The 23,693-nt window shown below is 55.1% G+C and carries 25 protein-coding genes; 16 read left to right on the top strand and 9 right to left on the bottom strand.

Annotated features, from left to right (window positions below):
• Positions 1-604: flagellin N-terminal helical domain-containing protein (locus tag QZH36_RS12835; protein WP_301730380.1), on the bottom strand; the 604-nt coding region annotated here is incomplete at its 3' end.
• Positions 605-965: 361 nt separating this feature from the next.
• Between QZH36_RS12835 and fliD the strand changes: the two genes are divergently transcribed.
• The 4 genes from fliD to amyA all read left to right on the top strand — a co-directional run bounded on the left by fliD (position 966) and on the right by amyA (position 4,812).
• Positions 966-2,411, top strand: a complete 1,446-nt coding sequence (fliD, locus tag QZH36_RS12840) for a flagellar filament capping protein FliD (protein WP_301250974.1) — start codon at positions 966-968, stop codon at positions 2,409-2,411.
• A 16-nt stretch (positions 2,412-2,427) separates the two neighbouring features.
• Positions 2,428-2,835 carry a flagellar export chaperone FliS gene (gene fliS / locus QZH36_RS12845; protein ID WP_125287994.1) on the top strand — a complete coding sequence of 136 codons (408 nt, stop codon included), beginning with the start codon at positions 2,428-2,430 and terminating at the stop codon, positions 2,833-2,835.
• Entirely contained in the window at positions 2,835-3,203 is a 369-nt protein-coding gene (gene fliT, locus QZH36_RS12850; protein ID WP_125287995.1) for a flagella biosynthesis regulatory protein FliT, read from the top strand. The genes fliS and fliT overlap by 1 nt, the downstream gene beginning before the upstream one ends.
• A 127-nt stretch (positions 3,204-3,330) precedes the next feature.
• The gene (amyA, locus tag QZH36_RS12855; protein WP_253460503.1) at positions 3,331-4,812 is read left to right on the top strand and encodes an alpha-amylase; all 1,482 of its coding nucleotides are present in this window, start codon (positions 3,331-3,333) and stop codon (positions 4,810-4,812) included.
• Between the two features lie 41 nt (positions 4,813-4,853).
• Here amyA and yedD read toward each other — a convergent pair whose 3' ends face one another.
• Positions 4,854-5,333 (bottom strand): lipoprotein YedD, encoded by a 480-nt coding sequence (yedD, locus tag QZH36_RS12860; protein WP_253460501.1) that lies wholly within the window; start codon positions 5,331-5,333, stop codon positions 4,854-4,856.
• A gap of 155 nt (positions 5,334-5,488) precedes the next feature.
• On the opposite strand from yedD, the gene QZH36_RS12865 reads away from it, so the two are divergent.
• Together QZH36_RS12865 and QZH36_RS12870 are read left to right on the top strand one after the other, a co-directional pair.
• Complete coding sequence (locus tag QZH36_RS12865; protein ID WP_253460498.1) at positions 5,489-5,812, top strand: DUF6388 family protein; 324 nt, start codon at positions 5,489-5,491, stop codon at positions 5,810-5,812.
• Positions 5,813-6,237: 425 nt separating this feature from the next.
• The gene (locus tag QZH36_RS12870) at positions 6,238-7,617 is read left to right on the top strand and encodes a GGDEF domain-containing protein (RefSeq protein WP_253460495.1); all 1,380 of its coding nucleotides are present in this window, start codon (positions 6,238-6,240) and stop codon (positions 7,615-7,617) included.
• Positions 7,618-7,657: 40 nt separating this feature from the next.
• On the opposite strand, the gene QZH36_RS12875 is transcribed toward QZH36_RS12870, so the two are convergent.
• The 5 genes from QZH36_RS12875 to QZH36_RS12895 form a co-directional block, all read right to left on the bottom strand.
• Positions 7,658-9,406, bottom strand: a complete 1,749-nt coding sequence (locus QZH36_RS12875; RefSeq protein WP_301730381.1) for a putative phage tail protein — start codon at positions 9,404-9,406, stop codon at positions 7,658-7,660.
• Between the two features lie 257 nt (positions 9,407-9,663).
• Positions 9,664-9,963, bottom strand: coding sequence for a hypothetical protein (locus QZH36_RS12880; RefSeq protein ID WP_253460489.1), 300 nt, complete (start codon positions 9,961-9,963; stop codon positions 9,664-9,666).
• Positions 9,960-11,648: a DUF7940 domain-containing protein gene (locus QZH36_RS21405; RefSeq protein WP_367652775.1), complete on the bottom strand. Its 1,689-nt coding sequence runs from the start codon at positions 11,646-11,648 to the stop codon at positions 9,960-9,962. Before QZH36_RS21405 ends, QZH36_RS12880 begins: the two co-directional genes overlap by 4 nt.
• A complete protein-coding gene (locus QZH36_RS12890) occupies positions 11,645-12,112 on the bottom strand; it encodes a glycoside hydrolase family protein (RefSeq protein ID WP_125288002.1) in 468 nt (155 codons plus the stop codon). Before QZH36_RS12890 ends, QZH36_RS21405 begins: the two co-directional genes overlap by 4 nt.
• 237 nt (positions 12,113-12,349) lie before the next feature.
• On the bottom strand, positions 12,350-12,715 hold the full coding sequence (locus QZH36_RS12895; protein WP_253460486.1) for an antiterminator Q family protein: 366 nt from the start codon (positions 12,713-12,715) through the stop codon (positions 12,350-12,352).
• A gap of 287 nt (positions 12,716-13,002) precedes the next feature.
• Between QZH36_RS12895 and QZH36_RS12900 the strand changes: the two genes are divergently transcribed.
• Positions 13,003-13,641 (top strand): LexA family transcriptional regulator, encoded by a 639-nt coding sequence (locus QZH36_RS12900; protein WP_253460483.1) that lies wholly within the window; start codon positions 13,003-13,005, stop codon positions 13,639-13,641.
• A 399-nt stretch (positions 13,642-14,040) separates the two neighbouring features.
• Positions 14,041-14,214 (top strand): hypothetical protein, encoded by a 174-nt coding sequence (locus QZH36_RS12905; RefSeq protein ID WP_253460480.1) that lies wholly within the window; start codon positions 14,041-14,043, stop codon positions 14,212-14,214.
• 254 nt (positions 14,215-14,468) lie between these two features.
• On the opposite strand, the gene ymcF is transcribed toward QZH36_RS12905, so the two are convergent.
• A complete protein-coding gene (gene ymcF / locus QZH36_RS21410) occupies positions 14,469-14,660 on the bottom strand; it encodes a cold shock small protein YmcF (RefSeq protein ID WP_367317858.1) in 192 nt (63 codons plus the stop codon).
• 958 nt (positions 14,661-15,618) lie between these two features.
• On the opposite strand from ymcF, the gene QZH36_RS12910 reads away from it, so the two are divergent.
• A complete protein-coding gene (locus tag QZH36_RS12910; protein ID WP_301730382.1) occupies positions 15,619-15,807 on the top strand; it encodes a hypothetical protein in 189 nt (62 codons plus the stop codon).
• A 171-nt stretch (positions 15,808-15,978) separates the two neighbouring features.
• Here QZH36_RS12910 and fliE read toward each other — a convergent pair whose 3' ends face one another.
• The gene (gene fliE, locus QZH36_RS12915) at positions 15,979-16,290 is read right to left on the bottom strand and encodes a flagellar hook-basal body complex protein FliE (protein ID WP_125288006.1); all 312 of its coding nucleotides are present in this window, start codon (positions 16,288-16,290) and stop codon (positions 15,979-15,981) included.
• 244 nt (positions 16,291-16,534) lie between these two features.
• On the opposite strand from fliE, the gene fliF reads away from it, so the two are divergent.
• The 7 genes from fliF (at position 16,535) to fliL (ending at position 23,688) form a co-directional block, all read left to right on the top strand.
• Positions 16,535-18,253 (top strand): flagellar basal-body MS-ring/collar protein FliF, encoded by a 1,719-nt coding sequence (fliF, locus tag QZH36_RS12920; protein ID WP_253460472.1) that lies wholly within the window; start codon positions 16,535-16,537, stop codon positions 18,251-18,253.
• Entirely contained in the window at positions 18,250-19,242 is a 993-nt protein-coding gene (gene fliG / locus QZH36_RS12925) for a flagellar motor switch protein FliG (RefSeq protein ID WP_253460469.1), read from the top strand. The genes fliF and fliG overlap by 4 nt, the downstream gene beginning before the upstream one ends.
• Positions 19,235-19,939, top strand: a complete 705-nt coding sequence (gene fliH / locus QZH36_RS12930) for a flagellar assembly protein FliH (RefSeq protein ID WP_253460466.1) — start codon at positions 19,235-19,237, stop codon at positions 19,937-19,939. Before fliG ends, fliH begins: the two co-directional genes overlap by 8 nt.
• A complete protein-coding gene (gene fliI / locus QZH36_RS12935; RefSeq protein ID WP_125288010.1) occupies positions 19,939-21,303 on the top strand; it encodes a flagellar protein export ATPase FliI in 1,365 nt (454 codons plus the stop codon). The genes fliH and fliI overlap by 1 nt, the downstream gene beginning before the upstream one ends.
• Before the next feature lie 10 nt (positions 21,304-21,313).
• Positions 21,314-21,760 (top strand): flagellar export protein FliJ, encoded by a 447-nt coding sequence (gene fliJ, locus QZH36_RS12940; protein WP_125288011.1) that lies wholly within the window; start codon positions 21,314-21,316, stop codon positions 21,758-21,760.
• Positions 21,757-23,064 (top strand): flagellar hook-length control protein FliK, encoded by a 1,308-nt coding sequence (locus QZH36_RS12945; protein WP_301250978.1) that lies wholly within the window; start codon positions 21,757-21,759, stop codon positions 23,062-23,064. The genes fliJ and QZH36_RS12945 overlap by 4 nt, the downstream gene beginning before the upstream one ends.
• Before the next feature lie 144 nt (positions 23,065-23,208).
• The gene (gene fliL / locus QZH36_RS12950) at positions 23,209-23,688 is read left to right on the top strand and encodes a flagellar basal body-associated protein FliL (RefSeq protein ID WP_125288013.1); all 480 of its coding nucleotides are present in this window, start codon (positions 23,209-23,211) and stop codon (positions 23,686-23,688) included.
• Positions 23,689-23,693: the final 5 nt, after the last annotated feature.

The following is a 23,693-nucleotide window of genomic DNA, read 5'->3' on the forward strand; positions in this document are numbered from 1 at the left end:
CACCCAGGCCGCTACGTGCGGTATCGACGCTCTTGATACGCGCGTCCAGGTCAGACAGGTTGCCGCCGGTCACGCTGAAGGTTGCGCCCAGGCCAGAAGTCTGGAAGCCAGCGCCTGACAGGTCGATATTGATGACGTTAGCGTCGGTTGCGTCGTTGGCGCCAACCTGGATTTTTACGCTGCCGGTCGTATCAAAGATCGCCGTGCCGTTGAAGGTAGAAGCTTTACCGATACGGTTGATTTCAGACAGACGCGCGTCAACTTCTTTCTGGATTGAGTCGATGTCGTCGGCGCTGTTGGTGCCGTTTTTCGCCTGAACAGTCAGTTCACGGATACGCTGTAAGTTGGTGTTCATCTCGTTCAGAGAGCCTTCAGCCGTCTGAGTCAGAGAGATACCGTCGTTGGCGTTACGTGCCGCCTGAGTCAGACCTTTGATCTGAGAGTTCATGCGGTTAGCAATAGCTTCACCCGCGGCGTCGTCTTTTGCGCTGTTGATACGCAGACCGGAAGAAAGACGCTCGATAGCGGTGCTCAGAGAAGCCTGTGATTTGTTCAGGTTGTTCTGAGTAGTCAGCGACATGATGTTAGTGTTAATAACGGACATAATAGTTTCCTTCAAAATCAGTTAGTTTGTTAGGCTGAGCTTTTAACGCTCACGGCGTCTGCCACCGTTACTGAAGTTATCGGTTGGGTTAATCTGAACTTTAGAAAAAAAGTGAAAAACCCATTAGCCCGTTGAATCAACATTAAAAATCGTGACTATTCTACCCTTCCCAACCGCCGTTTCGCGGCCGATACGTACTCTGCAACTCTCATTATAGTAACCCCGGCCTGAAGAAACGATCTGGCTAATTACCTGCGGATACCCCTCTTATTCTGCCCATTAAATTTTTTTCTGCGGCGTAAACTTTTTATCTCTGCGGCCGATATGTGTTTTGCACCTATCTCATTCTTAAGGATCTCTCATGGCAAGTGTAAGCTCGCTCGGAGTCGGTACCAGCCTTGATCTGGATACCCTTTACACCAGTTTAGAAACCGCTGAGAAGACAAAACTGACCGCGATTACTAAACAACAGACGACCTATAATTCCCAGCTCAGCTCTTATAGCAAGCTGCAGAGTTCTATGGCCGCGCTGCAAACGGCGGCGGCGGCGCTGACCAAGACGTCTGCTTTCAGCGCGACGGCCGTAACCAGCACCAATACTTCCTTTACCGCTACTACCGACGCAACGGCCTCAACCGGCGATTACAGCGTTGACGTTGATCAAATAGCGAAAGCGCAGACGCTGATGTCCGGCTCGTTTAGCAGCAACAGCACGGCGCTGGGCGGCACCACCAGCGGCAACAGCCGTACGCTGACCATCGCCCAGGGCGGCAGCACTACGCCGCTGACGATTACGCTGACCGACAGCCAGACGTCGCTGTCCGGCATTGCCGACGCCATTAACAAAAGCGCCGGCAACGTCAGCGCCAGCATTATTAAAGCCAGCAGCGGCGATTACCGTCTGATGCTCAGCTCGAAGACTACCGGCACCGACAGTGATATGACCGTCAGCGTGACCGGCGACGATACGCTGCAAAGCGCGATTGGCTATAGCGCCAGCGCGACCGGCACGCAAAATATGTCGGTGCAGACCGCCTCTCAAAACGCCAAACTCAACATTAACGGCGTGGCGATTGAGCGTAGCAGCAACAATATTACCGATGCGTTAACCGGCGTTACGCTGAACCTGAACGCTCCCAGCACCGATGCCTCCGGCGAGAAGCTGACGGTTTCACGCTCTATTGATGACAGCAAAAAAACCATCAATGCTTTTGTGACGGCCTACAACTCGCTGAAGTCGACTATTGCTTCGGTTACCAAGTATACCGCCGTTTCAGCTGGCGAAACGCAGGCAAGCAGCAACGGCGCGCTGCTGGGCGACAGTACGGTTCGTGCGGTAGAAAACAGCATGAACTCGATCCTGACCACGGTACAGGGCGGTTCCTACTCGATTCTGGCGCAGCTGGGCATCACTATCGATCCAACCGTGCAGAGCGACGGTTCTACCGGCGCGCTGACCGTAGACGACACCAAGCTGACCGCCGCGCTGACCAATAACCCGCAGGCTGTCAGCCAGTTCTTTATCGGCGACGGCAGCACCACCGGTTTCGCGACCAAGCTGAACAGCACCTTAACCGCGATGCTGAGCACCACGGTCGGTAAAGAAGGCATCATCAAGAACGCAGAGGATGGCATCAATACCACGCTGAAAACGCTGAGCAATCGCTATGATCAAATGAGCGATTCGATTGACGCGACGATGGCCCGGTACAAGACGCAGTTTACGAACCTGAGTACGCTCGTAAACTCCCTGACCAACACGTCGACCTACCTGACGTCGCAGTTTTCTTCAACTTCATCCAGCTAATTAAGCCGGGGACGATATGTATAAAGATTCAGGAGCACAGCTCTACCGCAAAGTAGGTTTGGAAAGCAGCGTGCTGGGCGCCAGCCAGCAGCAGCTGACCACGCTGTTGTTCGACGGGGCGCTTAGCGCCCTGGTTCGCGCACGGTTGTTTATGCTGGATGGCCAGATTGAAGGCAAAGGCAACGCCATCTCCAAAGCCATCAACATTATTGAAAATGGGTTGAAAGTGGGCCTGGTGGATGAAAGCGGCGACGAGCTGGCTGCCAATCTGCTCGCACTCTATGACTACATGATAAGACGCCTTCTCCAGGGTAATTTGCAGAATGATGTCGCTGCCGTTCAGGAAGTAGAAGATCTGCTGCGCAACATTGCCGATGCCTGGAAAGAAGTTACTGTTAATACTGTTCTTCAGGACGCCGTTTAATGAATATTGCACCGCATCTGCTCTCGATTTACCAACAGCTTTTAGTGCTCAGCCAGTCAATGTTGCGTCTGGCAACAGAAGGCGAGTGGGATAAATTGATCGAAATGGAAGTCGATTATGTCAGTGCGGTGGGAAAACTGGCGGAGTGTACGCAGCAAACACCCGTCTCGGCTCAGACTCAGGACCAGTTACGTCCTGTACTGCGCCATATCCTTGCCAACGAAGCGGAAGTGAAAAACCTGCTGCAGGCGCGCAAGGCAGAGCTGGCGCAGCTGATTAGCCAGACCAGCCGTCAGAAAACCGTCAATAAAGCCTATGGCGGCATGGCGGGCGTGATCCTGTTCCCGCAAAACGCCCAGGGCGTTTAATTCCACTCGGGCAATCGTCCCGAATGAAGCCAGTAAGCGCAGCGGAAAATATTTCTGCGCTTACCGCGCTTTTCCCGCCGCCTCTTCCATACTTCAGTTTCCCGCTGATGACTATTGGAGCAATGGCATGCGTAACCCCACATTATTACAGTTCTTTCACTGGTATTACCCCGAAGGAAGCAGGCTGTGGCCAGAAGTGGCTGAACGCGCCGAATGGCTGGCGCAGGCGGGGATCACCGATGTCTGGCTGCCACCAGCCTATAAAAGCTCCGAAGGCGCAACAGGCGTAGGCTACGCCACTTACGATCTTTTTGACCTTGGGGAATTTGAACAGAAAGGCAGCCGCGCCACCAAATATGGCGATAAAGAGCAGCTGATCGCGGCGGCAAACGCGCTGAGAGAGCATGAGGTCGGCGTCATTATGGACGTGGTCTTCAACCATAAAATGGGCGCGGACGAAAAAGAGAAGGTGCAGGTCAATCGCGTTAACCCTGAAAACCGGGAAGAGATCGATGACGAGGTGATTGAGGCGGAAGCATGGACCCGTTTTACGTTTCCGGGCCGTGGCGGCCAGTATTCAAAATTTACCTGGGATTATAAATGCTTTAACGGCGTGGACTGCATTGATAACCCGGAGGAGTACGGCGTCTTTAAGATTATCAATGCCTATACCGGCGACGGCTGGAACGAACAGGTTGACGACGAGCTGGGCAATTTTGATTATCTTATGGGCGCCAATATCGATTTCCGCAATCGCGCGGTTACCGAAGAACTGAAGTTCTGGGCGCGCTGGATGATGCAGCAGCTGCCCTGCACCGGCTTTCGTCTGGATGCCGTCAAGCACATTCCCGCCTGGTTCTATAAGCAGTGGATCGATCATATTCAGGAAGTGGCAGAGCAGCCGATGTTTATCGTGGCGGAATACTGGTCGCACGAGGTCGAGAAGCTGCAAAACTATATTCATCAGGTCGAAGGCAAAACCATGCTGTTCGACGCGCCGCTCCAGATGAGATTCCACAATGCCTCCCGCGAGGGCGCCAACTTCGACCTCAGCCAGATTTTCAGCGGGACGCTGGTCGAACACGATCACTGGCATGCTGTAACTATTGTCGCTAACCATGATACCCAGCCGCTCCAGTCGCTGGAGGCGCCGGTAGAGCCCTGGTTTAAACCGCTGGCCTATGCGCTGATCCTGCTGCGCGAACAGGGCGTACCCTGCGTCTTCTATCCCGACCTGTTTGGTACCAGCTACAAAGACACGGGCGGCGATGGCGAAGAGTATCAGATTGATATGCCGGCAATCCCGGAGCTGCCTGCATTGCTGCGTGCGCGCCAGGAACATGCGCACGGCATCCAGACCGAATGGTTCGATCATCCGAACTGTGTGGCTTTCGCGCGCAGCGGCACGGATGAACACGCGGGCTGCGTGGTGATTATGTCAAACGGCGAACAGGGCGAGAAAACGCTGCCGCTGGGCATGGATTTTGCCGGTAAAACATGGCACGACTACCTGGGCCATCGTGAAGAGCAGGTGACCTCGGACGAAGAAGGCAACGCGACCTTCTTCTGCAATGCGGGCAGCGTCAGCGTTTGGGTGCTGGATATTTAAAAAAATGCGCGCGCGGCGGGCCGCGCGCGGCTTGTTCAGGATCAGGATTTCCCGTTTTTCATCATCACTTTATGATGCGACCGGCCGTTGCTATGTGCTTTGGCGACTTTTTGCGCCTGCGCCTGCTCTGTAGCCTGTTTTAACGCTTCCTGACACTCGGCGGTTGGCTGCTGCACCTTCTGCATCACCAGCTTGTCGTAGTGCAGCGCCTGTCCTTCCAGCACCAGCGGCATGACGCGCACTTCATTATTTACATTCACCCAGTCGCCGGAGAACAGGGTAATCTTGCCCGGCTTGGCGATAACGCGCTGCCACTGGCGACAGTCCAGCGTATCGCCTTCGGCGGTAACGATCAGGCTGGCTTTTGCCTCTTTGCTGACCAGCCCCTTCTGCGGCCCCATCGTCTGCCAGTTACCAACCAGGTTTGCAGGCGGCGGCGTTTTAATCGCGCTCTGGTAATTAGGTATTTGCGCACAGCCAGTCATCGCGACGGCAGCGGCCGCTAAAATCCACTTTTTCATGTTCAGTTCCTGATTCTTCAGCCAGGCGCTACGTTATAATTTTTTACCCGTACAATTCAAGCTGTCTCGCCCTGCCCTACGCGCTTTTCAACAGCAGATGCTGAAAAGACGCCGGACGTGTAAACTGGCGCATCATTTTTTTGCCGGACCCCGCTATGAAAACCATTGAAGAGTATTACGCCGCCGCCACCGCGCTTTTTCTGGAAGCGCACCCGGAAATCAAAGCCGGTATCGCCGCGCTGAGCCAGCAGGACGCAGAGACGCTCGGCATGTCGTTACCGGCCTTACAGCGTATGCAAACCGATCGCGCCTATGCTGCGTTTACGCGTGAAAAAAAGCTGGATGGCATGTTGTTCGCCATCCAGCTGGCCGAGCCGGATAAAGCCGTAGCGGCTCAGGCTATCGAAGCCTACCTGCGCCAGCACGCCGAAGCGCTCGGCATGAGCTGGGAAGAATTCTGCATCAAAAACGAGCTGTAGCCGTTTATCCTGCTTTTTTCCGGCGTAATCCCTCTGTTGCGCCGGATAAACGCAACTTCAGGACCGACCCCGGTGAGAATGCTCTCAAACAGAAAAGCGCAGTGAATAATAATGCGTAAAGCGCACTTTTTTACGGTATATATAGCCTTAACGCCTGTATCTCGTGATAGATCGCGACAGGATGATTAATTTTTCAGGAGATTGAAAACAGCAAATTATAAGGATATTCTTTACGCGCTTTTCCGCCTGGATAAATAAGCCTGACTTTATTGCCTTGTCGCGACCAGGGGCATTATCTGCTTTACCTGTTTGAATCATAAGAAATTATTAAGAATACTAAAGTCAGAAAACCAACTGTGATAGCTGGAAGTATAAGCGCAGGCCACGTTTGCGGCATTGCCTTAAATAAAATTTGAGCCACCGAAATGCCATTAAGTAAATATAAAATCAACCTGGTTATTCTGCTATTTTTTATCACTCTTTGTATGGCAATGCTGGGGCTTTACTGCCGCACTAACGCCGCGCTTTCTCTTTTCTGGCCCTGCAACGCGATGCTGCTGGGTCTGCTGGTCCGTTTTCCCCAGCTTAGCTCGGCCCTGACTTTTCCGGCTATTTACGTTGGGCTGGTGACTGCGGATATCGCTTTTGGCACGCATGTCGCTGCCTCAATGGGCATGGACGCGGCCAACCTCTCTTTTATCGTCACCGGCCTTGGCGTCCTGCTAACCGGCAGCACTACGTCACGCCGCCTGCAGGCGCTGAACCGCGTTTTTCCGGCTTCTGTCGTGGGCGCAGCGGTATGCGCGGTTATCGGCTCGGTCGCCAGCCAGCACTATTTTCATGACGATTTGGTGCAGGGCTGGATTTCCTGGTTTTGCGAGCAGGTATCCACTTCTATTCTGCTGTTGCCGGTCATGATTACCTTGCCCCGCAGCGATGAAATCAACGAGCTGCTGAGGGAGTGCCGTCAGGTTTCGCCGCTGCCGCTGATTTCGCTGGGCGTATCCATCGCCGCCGGCATTAGCGTGGGCGGCGGCGGCAGCCTGATTTTCCCCCTCCCGGCGCTGATGTGGTGCGCGGTCAGCTATCCGCTTTTTATCACCTGTCTGCTGACGCTTATCACGGGCATCACTGAAATTATCCTGGTCGCCAGCAACGTATTAACGATTCAGGGCAGAGACGATTTCTTTCTGATCGATAGTCTTGCTTCGGCGCGGCTGGGCGTAGCGGCGATGACGGTCAGTCCGCTGATCGTCGCCCTTAGCGCTACCGCCAATAAAAAGCTGGTGGCGCGCATTACCCGACGGGCCGATTACGATCTGCTTACCGGCGCGCTGACCCGCAGCGGTCTGGCCGCCAGGCTCGACGCTTTGATGGCGCGCAGGGATCATAACTTTAACGGCGCGGCTTTTGTGGTGGATATCGATCGCTTTAAAAATATCAACGACACTTTTGGACATGCGGCGGGAGATTATGTGCTGGCGCAAACCGTCGAGCGTATTCGTCAGACGCTACAGCAAACGGCGATTATCAGTCGGATGGGGGGTGAGGAGTTTTTAATTTTAATTGAGGATATTTCGCTGCCTCGCGCTTTTCTGCTCGCCAACCGGCTGCGGCAGAGCATTGAGCAGCATACGATTATTCTTAACGACGACGATTTAAGCGTGACGATCAGCATCGGTATCAGCTCGCTGGAGCGGGTTGATGCTAAAACGCTGGATGAAGCGATTAAGAGCGCGGATAAACAGCTCTATCTGGCCAAAAGCAGCGGCCGCAATCGGGTCTGTCCGGAAGTTGTGCTGTAAAAAAAAAGGCCGCCATCACTGGCGGCCAAAGCCTTAACGGCTAATAGTAAGCAATTTTACGGTCTGTACCGTTAATATTGACCGTGACATAGCCTGCTACTGTCGTGGTCGAAGGTGCTGTAGCGGTAGCGGTAGCTATCGTCAGCACGCCTTTTTCATTGGCGCCAATCCCTGCCAGTCCGTTGTGCAGGCTCATCCTGGCGTTAACCACCGTTGTCCCTACGACGCTGGCATCGGCTTCTGCCAGACTGGGTCGGTAGTAACAGCACTCGCCGGAATCAAAGCGGCTTGGGCCCGTCGCCCGCAGGCTGAACGAGGTATCGCCGCTGTTGGCTTTCACCTTGATAAAGACTTCCGCAACGGTCATCCCAACACGGTTGATTTTGGCCTCCAGCACGGACGGCAAGCCTTTGTGCTGCATATCGCCATAAATACCGTTCCAGCAGCGCGAAATATTCAGCCAGGTCATACAGGAGTTGGTTGAGGTGATCGGATTGCCCAGCGTTTTATCCAACGCTTCCGTACTTAGCTTGCCGATAATCTCAAAAACCCATTGCAGGTTATCTTTCGGGAAGTTAATTAATCCCAGATTGAACCACTTATCGGTGCTGGTATTGTTCGTCACCCGATAGCCGGAGTACCAGCCGGGACGAATCGAACCGTTGAGCGAGATACCGTAGTTTTCATCGCGGCGCCAGCCGTACTCAAAGGCGGACAGCCAGCGGCTTTTATCATCAAAGGTCAGGTCCAGCGCGCTGCCGCTTTGCAGGTTAAGCTGACGCATCTGCACGCGGCTGTTGGTCATATTCAGCTTGTTGGCGCAATCCTCCACGCTCAGCGCATCGACAATCCACTGCCCGTCACTTAAGTTGCCGGGGAAGCGGGTATGTTCGATCCAGACGTTGTTGATCAACCCCTGGGTCACGCGCGGCATCCACAGCGTCGCTTCGCCATAGCCGTACTGGAAGTTCGCATTCGTCAGCTCAATTGCCGTTGAGTGATCCCACGAACCCGCCGCCGTGCCGGAATAGTTGACGTCAAAAATCCGGCCGTAGGTGGTGGTGGTATAAACCTGGTTAAACTTGGTATCCAACGTATCCAGCAGCTTGATAACCGTACCGCCGCAGTACTGCGCGCGGAAACCGTCAATCAGTACGGATTCGCCCGCCACGATGGTATTTTCAAAGAACGGCTGCGTGTTGGAACACATCGCCGCCGTAATCGCCCCCGTATTGGTTTTAACATCCGCCGCCGTCTGACCATCCCAGCAGATACCTTCAATGGTGACACGCCGCGATTTAACCTTGAATACCGGCGCTGACGACTTATCGGAGATAATCGTGGTACGGGGGATGGCGCCGTGCGGGTTATGATCCCCGTAGAGATAGAAGAACGCCGTCTCACTTGCTGAAATATCAATGGGCTTAACCAGAAATTTACCCGCCGGGAAGCGCACGGCGATATCACGCATACTGGTGTTATACGTCTGTGCCCAGTTCAGCATGTTTTTAACCGGCGTAGTATCGTCGTTAGCGCCATCACCGCGTGCGCCGAAATGGAACAGGTTTACCTCATCCGGATCGTCCACCACGCGGCGCCAGTAGAAGCCGTTTCCGACCGCAATGGTACCGCCATTATCTGCCGGCAAAGAAGTGGTAACGTAGCCCACGAAATTACCGCCGCCGCGATAGTAGTTGTCGTTATTATAATAACGACGCAGGATAGCCAGCTCGCCGGTTTTGGATGGCGCAGTTGTTTTCAGTTCAGCAAAAGAGTTAACTTCAATCATAATAACCTCCGCGACAATAAGCAGGTGCAAATTGCCTGTAGTGAATAAAAGAATAGTTAAACAGATTTAGCCTTTATTATTTCCCGCCTGCTCCTTCCCCTGGAGGGCGATTAGTGTCCTTTTTATTTGTGCAGAGTTTATTCCACATATCATTGTGCACATTTATTTCCTTCACTGTCCTGATGTCCATGAGTTTCCAGTCTTCCCCGTATGTTTTAACAGGTGAGAAAAACGTACAGGATGAATCCACAATTAGCCTAGGGCTGTTTGTCGTTGTATTGCGACTCGCGCAGCTTGCGACGAGCGTCGTCGTCATTAAGAGCATTATTAGCGGCCTGAACATTTTTGGCTTCCTCGCTATTTTTTGCCTGCTTTTCAGCAACGGCGGAAATTTGCGCGCTTTCAACCTTTGCGGCCTGAACGTCCGCTTTCGCTTTCTCCTGCACCTTGCCGGTTTTTTTACCGCCGAACCAGCTGGCCACGACTGCCGCGATTACTACGCCGATCCCGGCAAGGACATGCCAGCTCCCGTTAAATAAGGCGAGGAAACTTGTCATGATTTCTCTCCCGGTTTAGGCTGCGTTTCCGGTGCCACAGGGGCTGAAGCAGGTGCTGCCGCCGTATGCGAACCGCCTGGCCTGCCGGCTACGGCAGTTTGATCCGACGTTACTACCGAAACTTCAGGCGCTACGGGCATTGATACCGGTGCTACGGGGGTTGCGTCAGAGTCCGCAGGTGCCGGGTCAGATGGCGTCGTTGCGTCAGGTGCCGTCGTTTCCGGCGTGACCGGCCTGCCGGGTACCGCGGTTTGCTCCGACGTCACGACTGACACCTCAGGCGCCACGGGCGTTGATACTGGTGCCGCAGGCGTTGAGTCAGATTCCGCAGGTGTCGGATCGGGCGGCGTTGTCGTTTCTGACATGGTCGGCCTGCCGGGTACCGCGGTTTGCTCTGACGTCACGACCGACACCTCAGGCGCCACGGGCGTTGATACCGGCGCTGCGGGCGTTGAGTCAGATTCCGCAGGTGCTGCGTCAGGCGGCGTCGTTGCGTCAGATTCCGCAGGTGCTGCGTCAGGCGTCGTTGTCGTTTCCGGCGTAACCGGTCTGCCGGGCACCGGAGTTTGCTCCGATGTCACGACTGAAACCTCAGGTGCCACGGGCGTTGATATCGGCGCGGCGGGCGCTGAATCAGAGTCCGCAGGCGCTGCGTCAGGCGGCGTCGTTGCGTCAGGCTGCGTCGTTTCCGGCGTAACCGGCCTGCCGGGCACCGGGGTTTGCTCCGACGTCACGACTGAAACCTCAGGCGCCACGGGCGTTGATACCGGCGCTGCGGGCGTTGAATCAGATTCCGCAGGCGCTGCGTCAGGCGTCGTTGTCGTTTCCGACGTGACCGGTCTGCCGGGCACCGGAGTTTGCTCCGATGTCACGACTGAAACCTCAGGTGCCACGGGCGTTGATATCGGCGCGGCGGGCGCTGAATCAGAGTCCGCAGGCGCTGCGTCAGGCTGCGTCGTTGCGTCAGGCTGCGTCGTTGCGTCAGGCTGCGTCGTTTCCGGCGTAACCGGCCTGCCGGGCACCGGGGTTTGCTCCGATGTCACGACTGAAACCTCAGGCGCCACGGGCGTTGATATCGGCGCGGCGGGCGTTGAATCAGATTCCGCAGGTGCTGCGTCAGACGGCGTCGTTGCGTCAGGCTGCGGCGTAACCGGCCTGCCGGGCACGGGGGTTTGCTCTGACGTCACGACCGACATCATGGCCGAGGAGGATCCCATCCCCGATGCTGCTGCCATTGGCATTGCTAATATCTCTGGCATCACCGAGCCGGAAGCCATAGCCGGCGCCGTAACCGCGGTTAGCGGGTTAGCGACCGGCACCCGAATTGGCCTTATTTCCGCCGTTGGCCCGGCGGCCAGCTGCCCTTTTTCCGCCGCTAATTTTTTCTGTCGGATAAACTGGGCGATTACCGCCATCGCGACCATAAAAGAGGCCAGGAAGCCCAGAAAATGCTGCGGAATAACCGTTTTTACATCCTCAGGCAGGCCGTTCCACGCGCTGGAAGCGGAATCCGGGAAGGACTGCACCCAGGCGCCGATGGCCGAGCCGGCGGAGGCCAGCCAGACAGACCAGGTTTTGAACAGGAGCTTAGCGTGGGCTACCAGCTGGATGTTGCCGTGTTTACTGCTCCACCAGACGATAAACCCGATCGCCATCACAATAAGAATAAAGAGGATAAATTTCATAACGCCCCCTGCCACGCATCATAAGTTCCGCTGCGCATAGCCTCTGCATGACGCTTCGCTCGGGCAGGCGTCTGTTTTGCCCAGAGGCTGCTCAGCATTCCTTCCGCCGCGCCTGAAAAGTTTTTATTGGAAATCATGACCAGCGTATTTTTAAACGCGGCCAGCCCGTCGATGCCAAGCTGATAAGCCATACTGTAAAGCACATCAGCGCGAGCTTCGTTGCACTCTTTGAGCGCGGCTACTAATACCGGTCTGTTATTCATTTCCTTTATTTTGTCGTTAATTATTTTTTGCATCCATACATCGCCGACCTCACGCGGAACGGTGAATGAATAATATTTCAGCGGCGCCTCTTTGGGGCCAATGAGAATACCGCACCCCACCGTTGGGTAGCCTTCAGTATCGATATATGGCTTCTCTTTATAGCCTTCTTCATAGGCCAAAATTTGAATTATCTTACTCATTTTTCACCCCTTCATCGAATAAGCCGCCGTAGCGGAATGGATAAGGACCTTTCCCCGGTGAAAATGAATTTTATATTTATGCAGGCGGTTTAAATTGCCTTTCTAACACACTAGAACCGAAATTGCGTACGCAACCAATTTTTCTTAAAAAAATTTTCAAGCTATAGGAAAAGATATTTAAAGTTAAAGGAATTTTTTAAAGGAAATAAAATATTTAGGCCCGTAACGAGGCGAAAATTATTTTTCGCACTCCAGCTCTACCTCCAGCGCGCTCAGCACGCCTTCAACAAAGCCCTCGGCGGTTTGCAGCTGTTTACGAATGGTGCCGTCCGCACAGCGACGACGGCGCGCAATAGAGCGCAGTGAGATCCGATAGTGATAGTGCGCCACCAGCAGCGCATGTTCGTCAGGATGATTAATTTTCAGTCTGCTGATGCAGCTATCAAGGATCATGCCGTCGTTATCACTACAGGTAGGACGATCGGAAGGCGCGGCGGTAATCAATCCGCGGAATCCGGCGGCGATGTGTGAATAGCTGACGCCGCTCTGTTCCGTCGCCGCCCAGCCTCCCCATTTTTCCAGCAAGCGTTTCATGTCTCGCATCTTGACCCCCTCAGAGTGAGTAAAGCAGAAGAAAAAATGAAGTTTCCCACACTTTCTCTTAACACCTGCTAATTTCAAAACGGTACTGTTTTTTTGCGTGCGGCGCTGCCGCTTCGCTTGTTTTCCCTGGGTCAAATGGGTTGCCAGCGGTTAGGCTGGACGGCCTGATTGTCAAAGAGCGGGCGTGCTGAAACTGATAGCCTGAAGGAAGAACTTTTATCCGCTTAAGTATCAACACACCTTAATTAATAGCATAGGTTATTAAACCTGCCAATAGCAAAGCGTGTTTGACGAAAAATACGCGTCGCTATAAATTCTGGTATATGAAACCGAATACACTCGCCTACCGACTGAACATGGCTATGACCATGATGGGGATCACCCAGGGTGCTTTAGCTAAAGCATCGGGCGTATCACAACCTACGATCTGGCGTCTGACCAAGGGAGAGGCCGAAGGGTCGCGCAAACTGGTCGATATTGCCAGAGCGCTGGATGTTAATGTGCAATGGCTGGCCAGCGGCGAAGGAGAGATGCGCGGCAACGCTGGGCTGAGCGCTATTGATAAAGTAAAAAGTGGATCGACGATTCCGGTCTGGGGACCGGAAGGGAAAACAGGGGAAATAGTCTCTTCGCCCAATGGAGTAAAGGCGAAGAAGACCTGGCGCGCCTACATTCTTGACAGGAACAGTGGCTGCGCGGAAGCCACTACCGGCAGCATCGTTATTGTCGATACCGACGTACCACCCGAATCTGGAGATTTGGTCATGGCCAGGGTGAGTTCACGCATCTCGGTTTATCGCTATCTGGAAGGCCCCTCCAATGGTTTTTTAACCGTGGACGATCCCCGATTGCCCGCCGTAGAACTCTCCGATGAGTCAGAACTGATTGGCGTAGCGATCTTTCTAATCCGTGATTTAAGGCGATAGTTACTGACATCCTGCCCTGGCAGAATGGTTTCTTTGTAACGCCCCCCAGACACTCTGTGCAGCACAGATATCATCAGCTTATCCTCGCGAAAACCCATCCTCTGTAACAGTTAATCTGCGCAGAGGCTTTGGCGCATTGATTCAACTGAATAGATTAGTAAAGCTTTTAATAACATCGCCAGAATAATACGTAAAAAAAGCGTTAAGAAAATAATTAAGCAAACAAAAACAACAACTTAAGCCAATAACAAAAGTTATACTTGCAATACCTATTGATATTAATAATAACTATGGCTATTGTTTTTTAAGGTGGACAAATTCCCCCCACTTAACATTCCTCATCGCCTTGTTTAAGTCGCTGGGAAATCGACTAATTTGCCCGTAACCGGAGGGTTGTTTATGACCATTATCATCTGGAAAAAGTCCCGTCCTGCCGGCACCAGCAAGAGCCGTTATAAGGCCAGACGTGCCGAGATGCAGAAGGTGTTGGCGCAGGAAGAACAGCTTGCCCGGCGGATAACGCGAACGTTGGCGGGCTGCAGTTTGAGGGTGCTGAAGGCGGTACACAAGTGACACAATGGCCTGCTCCTGTAATTTATACTGGTTTTATATACAGTATTATTTCTTTTACCGGGCAGGCAAGTTTTTTTCATAGCGGCTGGTACGGTTTTAAAGGTCGTTCTCCCCTTCCCACCGTTCCCCCGTACTGTCGCAGGGCGCAACAGTGCAGGTCTGCGCAGTAAAATGCGCGCAGGCCGACGGAAAATCAGGCCCGATCGGCGTTAGCAGCGTGACAGGCCGGAAAAAAACTTTTTTGGGGCGATAGACTAGCTGGCGAAAGCTTTGTAGCTAACCGTCATGGTGGCTTTGCAGAAGATGCAGTTAGCGCCGTGAGGATTTTTAGGCGTGATACTGTGGAGCGAGAAGCGGTACTGACATCCGTGGCATGTCGGACATCTGAATTTGATAGGAGGAATAAGTAGCCTTAGTTTTACGAAATTGAAGCTCCAGCCTAACACTCCCTGCCGTCTCTGTCGAATCTAACACCCGTTCCACATCAATAAATGCGATTATTTATTCCGTCAAACTGCTTCGTTGACGTTGGTGAAGTTCTTAAAGCCGCTTCTGATATGGATACGCCTGCTAAAACGCCATCACAGCGCTGTCACAGCATTTTTATCCATTAACGTCCTGTCACCCTGGTAGCGTGCCGTAACGGTGTCAGTCGCTCGACAGCGGCTCTGAAGCGGGCTGCCGTCATAGCAGCCCGGATCCTGCGGATCCTTGATATATTCACGGCCTTTAAGGCCTTTTGCCGACATTAAGACTAAACTCAAGAGGCATTTACCCCGGTAGACATAATCCGGATAGCGTAGTCGTACCACCCCCTTGTCAAGCCTTACGCCTTTCACACTCAGAAACAGTCAAATCTTGTTTATCAATTCTTTGCGGGGGATTTTACCGTGGTGTTTTTTGCGACCCGTTTCCGGCTACCGTACGTAACCAGAAGCAGGGTAAAAAAAATCAGAGCTGAGCCAATCAACGTTTCCATTAAAAGCCTGCCTTAATGATTTGATGAAGTCCCTATTTTTGCCCGACGCCGCTAAACGCTTTGCCAACATGCTGCATAAATGTCCTGTTCTGCCCTTCTGGTAAGCGCTATCTGACGCCGCTATAACGATTTTTTGCTCCCGTTTTGCGAAGGGTTATGCATTCTTCTGCAAGTCGGCTGTAAGAGATTTTATTTTTTGGAATAAACGTCAGATCTGAAAGAAGTTGTCGGTGACAGCCTTTCGGCAACAGGCTTAGGATACAAAACGAAGTCAGAGAAAAGTCAGGACAGACCGTTACAACGGATGCCAAAAGCAGTATGGCAAGGGAGCGTAACTTATGCGAAGGCAAGTAAAGAAAACAGTCAGCTTGCCGTTCCCGGCGTTAAACCAGCCTCATGACGGCCAGATCAGCGGAGAAGAAAGGATGCTTAACCGAATCAAAAAACTGGAAGAAGATATGTACATCGTCCGGACAGACGTGGCGGTCATCAAGGCCAGCTATGCCACACGGACAGACGTCAGCGAAGCGAAACAAAGCATTATTTTATGGGTGGTAAGTGCCATTTTTCTGGTGCAGCTTTTACCTGCTTTTATTCACTACTTCAGCCCTTAAGCCGGCAGGCCACGGCATTCGCCCGGCAAAGCTGCTGCTGGCATCCGTAAGCCAGCCAGATGCGCAATGGCGCGATGGCCCTACCCCAGAAACGTTGGCGCCCAGGCCTGCGTATGGCCCTGGCGCGAAATACGGCGGTAATAAGCGGTTTTAAACCAGAAGGCTGGCGGACTATACCTGCATATTCATCACTTCGGAGTAGGCATTGACCAGCTTGTTGCGCACCTGAATGCCCATCTGCATAGAAAGCGATGCCTTCTGCATATCGATCATAACGTCATTCAGGTTCACGCCGGGTTTACCCAACTCAAAATCCTGCGCCTGCGTACGTGCTTCAGTTTGCGTATCGCTGATTTTGTTCAGCGCAACTTTCATCGCGTCTGCGAAATCTGCGTGGCTGGCCGCATCGGTCTGCTTACCGCTTGCCTGAATCGCTGCGGTCTGCAGCTGCTGCATTACGCTCTCAATACCCTGAATTGCCATGACTTACCTCGGTTAGAAAAGGGAGAAGATTTTTGCTGTGTGAAAACTTACCACAATGTCAATAAGACAAAGCCCGTAAATAAGAGCAAAAGTCATAGCTTATCCAGCCATCGAATTTTTCATTTCAGAAAATAATGGCACCCCATAAGAGGTGGATTAATTTGTTTAGCCAGCACATCAGGGAGTCAGATTTGTTACGACACTACACGAAACAGTCCGGTCAACTGTCAGGCGGGAAAGAGTCATGAATGCAACTGTCACGCAGGATCAACCAGAGAAGAAAGGTTTGAACGACCTTTTTGCTCGTTTAAAGGCAAATCCTCGCATCCCGATTATCATCGCTGCGGCGGCTGCCGTTGCCATTGTAATCGCCATGGTGCTGTGGGCCAAACAGCCTGAGTACCGTGTGCTTTACAACAACCTCAGCGATGAAGATGGCGGCGCCATCGTCACTCAGCTGACCCAGATGAACATTCCTTATCAGTTCGATGATAAGGGCGGCGCGCTGATGGTGCCCGCTGAGAAAGTGCACGAGCTGCGTCTGCGCCTGGCCCAACAGGGCCTACCGAAAGGCGGTGCGGTCGGCTTCGAGCTGCTGGATCAGGAAAAGTTCGGCATCAGCCAGTTTAGCGAGCAGGTTAACTACCAGCGCGCGCTGGAAGGCGAACTGTCCCGTACTATCGAAACGTTAGGCCCGGTCAAGAACGTACGCGTACATCTTGCCATGCCAAAACCGTCGCTGTTTGTGCGTGAACAGAAAGCGCCAACCGCATCGGTTACCCTGACGCTGCAGCCCGGCCGTGCGCTGGACCAGGGTCAAATCAGCGCCATCGTGCATATGGTATCCAGCAGCGTTGCCGGCCTGCCGCCGGGCAACGTGACCGTGGTCGACCAGGCCGGTCATCTGCTGACGCAGTCCGATAATGCCGACCGCGATCTGAATGACGCGCAGCTGAAATACGCCAGCGATGTGGAAACCCGCTACCAGCAGCGTATCGAAGCGATCCTGAACCCGATTTTGGGTAACGGCAACGTACACGCTCAGGTAACGGCGCAGATTGATTTTAATGCTCGTGAGCAGACCGACGAGAAGTATCAGCCCAACACCGATCCTTCTAAACAGGCGATCCGCTCACGGCAGAGCAGCAACAGCGAGCAGTCCGGCGGTCAGTCCGGCGGCGTGCCCGGCGCACTCTCTAACCAGCCTGCGCCTGCCAACAGCGCGCCGGTGACGACGCCAGCTAATGGCGCAAACGGTGCGAACGGTGCGAACGGTGCGAACAGCACCACGGCGAACAACGCCACGGCAAACCAGAACAGCAGCACGACAAAAACCGGGCCGTTAAGTAGCCGTAATGATGACACCACGAACTACGAAGTAGACCGCACCATCCTGCATACCAAGATGAATGTAGGTGAAGTACAGCGTCTTTCTGTAGCCGTAGTGGTGAACTACAAAACCGACGCGGCCGGCAAGCCGATAGCGCTGACCGATGCGCAGCTGAAGCAGATTGACAACCTGACGCGTGAAGCGATGGGCTATTCAGAGCAGCGCGGCGATACGCTGAACGTGGTGAACTCCCAGTTCAACGATACGCAGGAAATCGGTGGCGACCTGCCATTCTGGCAGCAGCAGTCCTTTATCGACCAGATAATGGAAGCCGGACGCTGGTTGCTGGTACTGATTGTGGCCTGGATCCTTTACCGCAAGCTGGTTCGTCCACAGCTGCAGCGTAAAGCGCTTCAGGAGAAAGCGATGGTGGATGCCGCGACCCAGGCAAGAGCGGGCAGCGATGACGATGCCGTCTCCGTGAAGCTGTCGAAAGACGAGCTTGATCAAGAACGTAAGTCTCAGCACCGCATGAGTGCTGAGGTAATGAGCCAGCGTATTCGTGAGATGTCGGAAAACGACCCACGCGTGGTGGCTCTGGTCATTCGCCAGTGGATGAAGGACGAACTATGAGTCTCACCGGTACCGAAAAAAGCGCCATTCTGATGATGACGATTGGCGAAGACCGCGCGGCCGAGGTGTTCAAACACCTTGGCGCCCGCGAGGTGCAGCACCTGAGCGCCGCGATTTCAAATATGCGTCAGGTTTCTCACAAGCAGCTGACCGAAGTACTGCATGAGTTTGAAAACGATGCCGAACAGTTTGCGGCGCTGAGCGTTAACTCTAACGACTACCTGCGCTCCGTACTGACTAAAGCGCTGGGTGAAGAGCGCGCAGCCAGCCTGCTGGAAGATATTCTGGAAACCCGCGAAACCACTACGGGCATGGAAACGCTCAACTTTATGGAGCCACAGGCGGCGGCAGACCTGATCCGCGACGAGCATCCGCAGATCATTGCTACCATTATGGTACACCTGAAGCGTTCGCAGGCGGCCGATATCCTGGCCCAGTTCGACGAGCGTCTGCGTCACGACGTGATGCTGCGTATCGCCACCTTCGGCGGCGTGCAGCCAGCGGCGCTGGCCGAGCTGACCGAAGTACTGAACGGCCTGCTCGATGGTCAGAACCTCAAGCGTGCGAAGATGGGCGGCGTGAGAACCGCAGCGGAAATCATCAACCTGATGAAGACGCAGCAGGAAGAAGCGGTTATCGAAGCGGTACGCGACTTCGACGGCGAACTGGCGCAGAAAATTATCGACGAAATGTTCCTGTTCGAAAACCTGGTGGAGGTCGACGACCGCAGCATCCAGCGTCTGTTGCAGGAAGTGGAATCGGAATCGCTGCTGGTGGCGCTGAAAGGCTCCGAACAGCCGCTGCGCGAGAAGTTCCTGCGCAACATGTCGCAGCGTGCGGCAGATATTCTGCGCGACGACCTGGCGAACCGTGGCCCGATGCGTATGTCGGCAGTGGAAAGCGAACAGAAAGCCATCCTGCTTATCGTTCGTCGTCTGGCGGAAAGCGGCGAGATGGTGATTGGCGGCGGCGAGGAACAGTATGTCTGATAAATCTTCACTTCCCTGGCAGCGCTGGCAGCCCAACGATCTTGGGCAGCCGAATAAGCCGCTGATGGCCTCGTTCGACGAGCCGGAAGCGCCGCTGGCGGATCTGACAGACGATCCGTTCAGCCAGCAGCAGTCTGAGCTGGAGCAGATGCAAAACCAGGCGCGCAGCGAAGCGCAGGGCCAGGGCTATGCCGAAGGGCATCAGCAGGGGTTCAGTGAAGGACAGAAAGCAGGCTATGAAGCCGGCTTTCAGCAGGGGCTGGCCGAGGCGCAGCAGCAGCAGGCGCCGCTTCAGGCCCGTATGCAGCAGCTGGTCTCTGAGTTTTCCCACACGCTGGAAGCGTTGGACAGCGTGATCGCCGCCCGTCTGATGCAGCTGGCGCTGGAGGCCGCTCGCCAGGTGATTGGCCAGGCGCCGCACGTCGACGGCACCGCCCTGCTTCGTCAAATCCAGGGCATGATCCAGCAGGAGCCGATGTTCAGCGGTAAACCCACGCTGCGCGTGCATCCGGATGATTTACAGCGTATTGAGCAGTCGCTGGGCGCCACGCTCAGCCTGCACGGCTGGCGCCTGATGGCGGACAGCACTATCCATCCCGGCGGCTGTAAAGTCAGCGCCGAAGATGGCGACCTTGACGCCAGCATCGCTACCCGCTGGCACGAACTCTGCCGCCTTGCCGCGCCGGGAGAACTGTAATGACCACCTCTCGCCTGTCGCGCTGGCTTGGCGCGCTTGACTCTTTCGAACAGCGTCTGGCCAATGTGCCGGACGTTCGCCGCTATGGTCGCCTGACCCGCGCCACCGGCCTGGTGCTGGAGGCGACCGGCCTGCAGCTGCCGCTGGGCGCGACCTGCGTGATCGAGCGCATGGACGGCAACGGCGTCAGCGAAGTCGAGAGCGAAGTCGTCGGTTTTAACGGCCAGAGGCTGTTTTTGATGCCGCTGGAAGAAGTAGAAGGCATTTTGCCCGGCGCGCGCGTGTATGCCCGCGTGGCCGGCGACAGCCAGCACAGCGGCAAACAGCTGATGCTCGGCCCGGAGCTGCTGGGGCGCGTACTCGATGGCAGCGGTCGGCCGCTGGACGGGCTGCCTTCGCCGGAAACCGGCTATCGCGCGCCCTTGATTACGCCGCCGTTTAACCCGCTGCAGCGTACGCCGATTACCGATGTGCTGGACACCGGCGTGCGGGCCATTAACGCCCTGCTGACCGTGGGTCGCGGCCAGCGTATGGGCCTGTTCGCCGGGTCCGGCGTGGGTAAAAGCGTGCTGCTGGGCATGATGGCGCGCTATACCAAAGCCGACGTAATTGTGGTTGGGCTGATTGGCGAGCGTGGCCGTGAAGTAAAAGACTTTATTGAAAATATTCTGGGCGCCGAGGGCCGCGCGCGCTCTGTAGTAATCGCGGCGCCAGCGGATGTTTCTCCGCTGCTGCGTATGCAGGGCGCGGCCTACGCCACGCGCATCGCGGAAGATTTTCGCGATCGCGGCCAGCACGTGCTGTTGATTATGGATTCCCTGACTCGTTACGCCATGGCCCAGCGTGAAATCGCCCTGGCTATCGGTGAGCCGCCTGCCACCAAAGGCTATCCGCCTTCCGTTTTCGCCAAGCTGCCCGCGCTGGTGGAACGTGCCGGTAACGGCATTGACGGCGGCGGCTCCATCACCGCTTTTTATACGGTGCTGACCGAAGGCGATGACCAGCAGGATCCCATTGCGGACTCCGCGCGCGCCATTCTTGACGGTCACATCGTGCTGTCGCGTCGCCTGGCGGAGTCGGGCCACTATCCGGCCATTGATATTGAAGCGTCGATCAGCCGCGTGATGTCGCATCTGATCGACGATACGCACTATGCGCGGGTTCGCCAGTTCAAACAGCTGCTTTCCAGCTATCAGCGCAACCGCGATCTGGTAAGCGTAGGCGCCTATGCCGCCGGCAGCGATCCGACGCTGGATAAAGCGATCAAGCTCTATCCGGAGCTGGAAACCTTCTTACAGCAGGGCATGTTTGAGCGCAGTACGTTTGACGACGCCTGTCTGCATCTGCAGGCAATTTTTGGTTAAGGGCTGACTGATGGCAAAACACGCATCGCCAATTGAAACCTTGTGCGGCCTGGCGCAGAAAGATCTGGAAAAGGCCGCCATCCAGCTGGGCGACGTTCGTCGCGGTCAGAAACAGGCTGATGAGCAGCTACATATGCTGCTGAACTATCAGGACGAATATCGCAAAACGCTGAACACCACCATGGCGGAAGGGATTAACAGCACCCGCTGGTACAACTACCACCAGTTTATCGAGACGCTGGAAAAAGCGATCGAACAGCATCGCCAGCAGCTGGCGAACTGGAACGGCCGGGTAGAAAACGCATTGCGCCTGTGGCGCGACAAGCAGCAGCGGCTTCATGCTTATGAAACCCTACAGGCTCGCGCGGCAGCAACCGCACTATTACAGGAAAACCGTCTCGATCAGAAACGGATGGATGAATTTGCCCAACGGGCATCATTGAGGAAAGGCGAATGATGACTTTGCCACTGGTTAACACGGCGGCGAAAACCGCGACCGCTTCCACTAACGGCGCGGCGGCGGATGCTACCGATATCGGCACGGATATTGGCGGTGCGGCTACGGCCGACGGCGCGCAAACTGGCAACGCGGGCTTTCTGTCACTGCTTGGCAATAAGCTGCTGACGCTGGCGCAGCAGGGGCAAACAGCCCTGCCCGCCTCGGCGACGGCGGCCGTTGCCGCTGCCGACGATAAAAATGCCGCCTCGCCGAAGGCGAAACTGAACGCGCTGCTGGCCGCGCTGGATAAACCGGAAACGCTGAACTCGCTGCTACAGTCCGCGAAAACACCGTCGGAAGACAACGCGATCGCGCTGACTAAAACCCAGGACGACAGCGAAACCGCCGCCGCCCAGCCCCTGAGCAGCAGCGATATGCAGGCGCTTCAGGCGCTGTTCGCCATGCTGCCGCAGGCGCAGCAGCAGCCGACCGCAGCCCTTGCCAAAGGCGGCGATAGCCTGACCGAAGGCAATATCAAAGGCAGCAACGCTAACGCTACCCTTGCCTCGCTGTTAGCCAGCGCGGGCGGAGCTAAGACGACAGCCGTCGACGGCGATGAAACCGCAAAAGACAGCGACAGCAGCATGCCGCTGAGCAGCACTAACACCCTGAGCGCAACGGCCGGCACGCAGAAAGGCGATATCGCTACGCTGAACAGCGCCTTCCAGCAGGTGCTGGGCCAGGTGACTAAAGACAGCGATAAAGACAGTGCCGCCAGCCAGACAACGATTACACCTGGTGTTATCAGCGCTGCTTCCGTCGCCGTGACGCCAGCTACAACCTCGCTGGTTAGCGCACCGGCTACGCCGCAGCTGAGCTCTCAGCTGGGCAGCCCGGAATGGCAGCAGGCGCTGGGCCAGCAGATTGTGATGTTCAGCCGCAACGGTCAGCAGACCGCCGAGCTGCATCTGCATCCGCTGGATCTGGGCAGCATCCAGATTAGCCTGAAGCTGGACAGCGATCAGGCGCAGCTGAGCATGGTGTCGAACCACAGCCAGGTGCGCGCCGCGCTGGAGGCTGCCATGCCGCAGCTGAAGGAAGCGCTGGCGCAGAGCGGCATCAACCTTGGGCAGACCAACGTCAGCAGCGATGCCCAGGCGCAGAGCCAGAGCTTTAGCGGCCAGCAGGAGCAGCGTAATAACAGCCGTGGCAACACCTTTAGTCTTGCTGCCGACGCCGACAGCGAGATCACCCCTATCGCCGTTCCTGCCTCCCTCCAGGCGCGCGCTTCGGGCAGTAATGCCGTTGATATCTTCGCCTGACGATCACAAACGCCAAAGCTAACGGCAAAACCCGCGTCTTTTCGCCCTATTGTTTAGCGAGCGATGCGGGATAATCTGCCCATAACGTCGTCAGAGAGCAGGCACTCCCGGCTCTTGAACATACTCACAGGAATTATCGCCCGTATGACTGAGAAGAAAGCCAAAAGCGGCAAACGTAAACTCTTGATTATCCTGATAGCGCTGGTGGTTCTGGCCGCTTGTGGCGCAGGAGGCTATCTGGTCTGGCATAAAATGCACGGGTCTGCCGACACGGCAAAAGCTGAAAAGCCTGCGCCGCCGCCTGCACCGGTATTCCTGGCGCTGGATACGTTTACCGTTAACCTGATCAACCCGGATAACGATCCCGATCGCGTGCTTTACGTTGGCTTCACGCTGCGTCTGCCCGATCAGGAAACGCTGCAGCGCGTAAATGATTATCTGCCGGAAGTTCGCAGCCGCCTGCTGCTGCTGCTCTCTAACCAGAACGCCGCGTCGCTGGGCAACGAACAGGGCAAGCAAGAGCTGGTCAAACAGATTAAAGCCACGCTTGCGCCGCCGCTGGTGCCGGGACAACCTCCGCAAAAGGTGACGGACGTTCTGTTCACCGCCTTTATCCTGAGGTAGGGCAA

It is taken from the genome of Erwinia wuhanensis, assembly GCF_030484085.1.
Classification (GTDB): domain Bacteria; phylum Pseudomonadota; class Gammaproteobacteria; order Enterobacterales; family Enterobacteriaceae; genus Erwinia; species Erwinia aeris.

What these genes read in the sequence shown, in the direction of transcription:
- fliD (WP_301250974.1), top strand. Translation starts at nt 966, where the DNA reads ATGGCAAGTGTAAGCTCGCTCGGAGTCGGTACCAGCCTTGATCTGGAT.
- fliE (WP_125288006.1), bottom strand. Translation starts at nt 16,290, where the DNA reads ATGGCAATTCAGGGTATTGAGAGCGTAATGCAGCAGCTGCAGACCGCA.
- QZH36_RS12880 (WP_253460489.1), bottom strand. Translation starts at nt 9,963, where the DNA reads ATGACAAGTTTCCTCGCCTTATTTAACGGGAGCTGGCATGTCCTTGCC.
- amyA (WP_253460503.1), top strand. Translation starts at nt 3,331, where the DNA reads ATGCGTAACCCCACATTATTACAGTTCTTTCACTGGTATTACCCCGAA.
- QZH36_RS12870 (WP_253460495.1), top strand. Translation starts at nt 6,238, where the DNA reads ATGCCATTAAGTAAATATAAAATCAACCTGGTTATTCTGCTATTTTTT.
- fliL (WP_125288013.1), top strand. Translation starts at nt 23,209, where the DNA reads ATGACTGAGAAGAAAGCCAAAAGCGGCAAACGTAAACTCTTGATTATC.
- QZH36_RS12905 (WP_253460480.1), top strand. Translation starts at nt 14,041, where the DNA reads ATGACCATTATCATCTGGAAAAAGTCCCGTCCTGCCGGCACCAGCAAG.
- fliH (WP_253460466.1), top strand. Translation starts at nt 19,235, where the DNA reads ATGTCTGATAAATCTTCACTTCCCTGGCAGCGCTGGCAGCCCAACGAT.
- fliF (WP_253460472.1), top strand. Translation starts at nt 16,535, where the DNA reads ATGAATGCAACTGTCACGCAGGATCAACCAGAGAAGAAAGGTTTGAAC.
- fliJ (WP_125288011.1), top strand. Translation starts at nt 21,314, where the DNA reads ATGGCAAAACACGCATCGCCAATTGAAACCTTGTGCGGCCTGGCGCAG.
- fliS (WP_125287994.1), top strand. Translation starts at nt 2,428, where the DNA reads ATGTATAAAGATTCAGGAGCACAGCTCTACCGCAAAGTAGGTTTGGAA.
- fliG (WP_253460469.1), top strand. Translation starts at nt 18,250, where the DNA reads ATGAGTCTCACCGGTACCGAAAAAAGCGCCATTCTGATGATGACGATT.
- QZH36_RS12910 (WP_301730382.1), top strand. Translation starts at nt 15,619, where the DNA reads ATGCTTAACCGAATCAAAAAACTGGAAGAAGATATGTACATCGTCCGG.
- QZH36_RS12945 (WP_301250978.1), top strand. Translation starts at nt 21,757, where the DNA reads ATGATGACTTTGCCACTGGTTAACACGGCGGCGAAAACCGCGACCGCT.
- yedD (WP_253460501.1), bottom strand. Translation starts at nt 5,333, where the DNA reads ATGAAAAAGTGGATTTTAGCGGCCGCTGCCGTCGCGATGACTGGCTGT.
- fliT (WP_125287995.1), top strand. Translation starts at nt 2,835, where the DNA reads ATGAATATTGCACCGCATCTGCTCTCGATTTACCAACAGCTTTTAGTG.
- QZH36_RS12875 (WP_301730381.1), bottom strand. Translation starts at nt 9,406, where the DNA reads ATGATTGAAGTTAACTCTTTTGCTGAACTGAAAACAACTGCGCCATCC.
- QZH36_RS12890 (WP_125288002.1), bottom strand. Translation starts at nt 12,112, where the DNA reads ATGAGTAAGATAATTCAAATTTTGGCCTATGAAGAAGGCTATAAAGAG.
- QZH36_RS12895 (WP_253460486.1), bottom strand. Translation starts at nt 12,715, where the DNA reads ATGCGAGACATGAAACGCTTGCTGGAAAAATGGGGAGGCTGGGCGGCG.
- QZH36_RS12865 (WP_253460498.1), top strand. Translation starts at nt 5,489, where the DNA reads ATGAAAACCATTGAAGAGTATTACGCCGCCGCCACCGCGCTTTTTCTG.
- QZH36_RS21405 (WP_367652775.1), bottom strand. Translation starts at nt 11,648, where the DNA reads ATGAAATTTATCCTCTTTATTCTTATTGTGATGGCGATCGGGTTTATC.
- fliI (WP_125288010.1), top strand. Translation starts at nt 19,939, where the DNA reads ATGACCACCTCTCGCCTGTCGCGCTGGCTTGGCGCGCTTGACTCTTTC.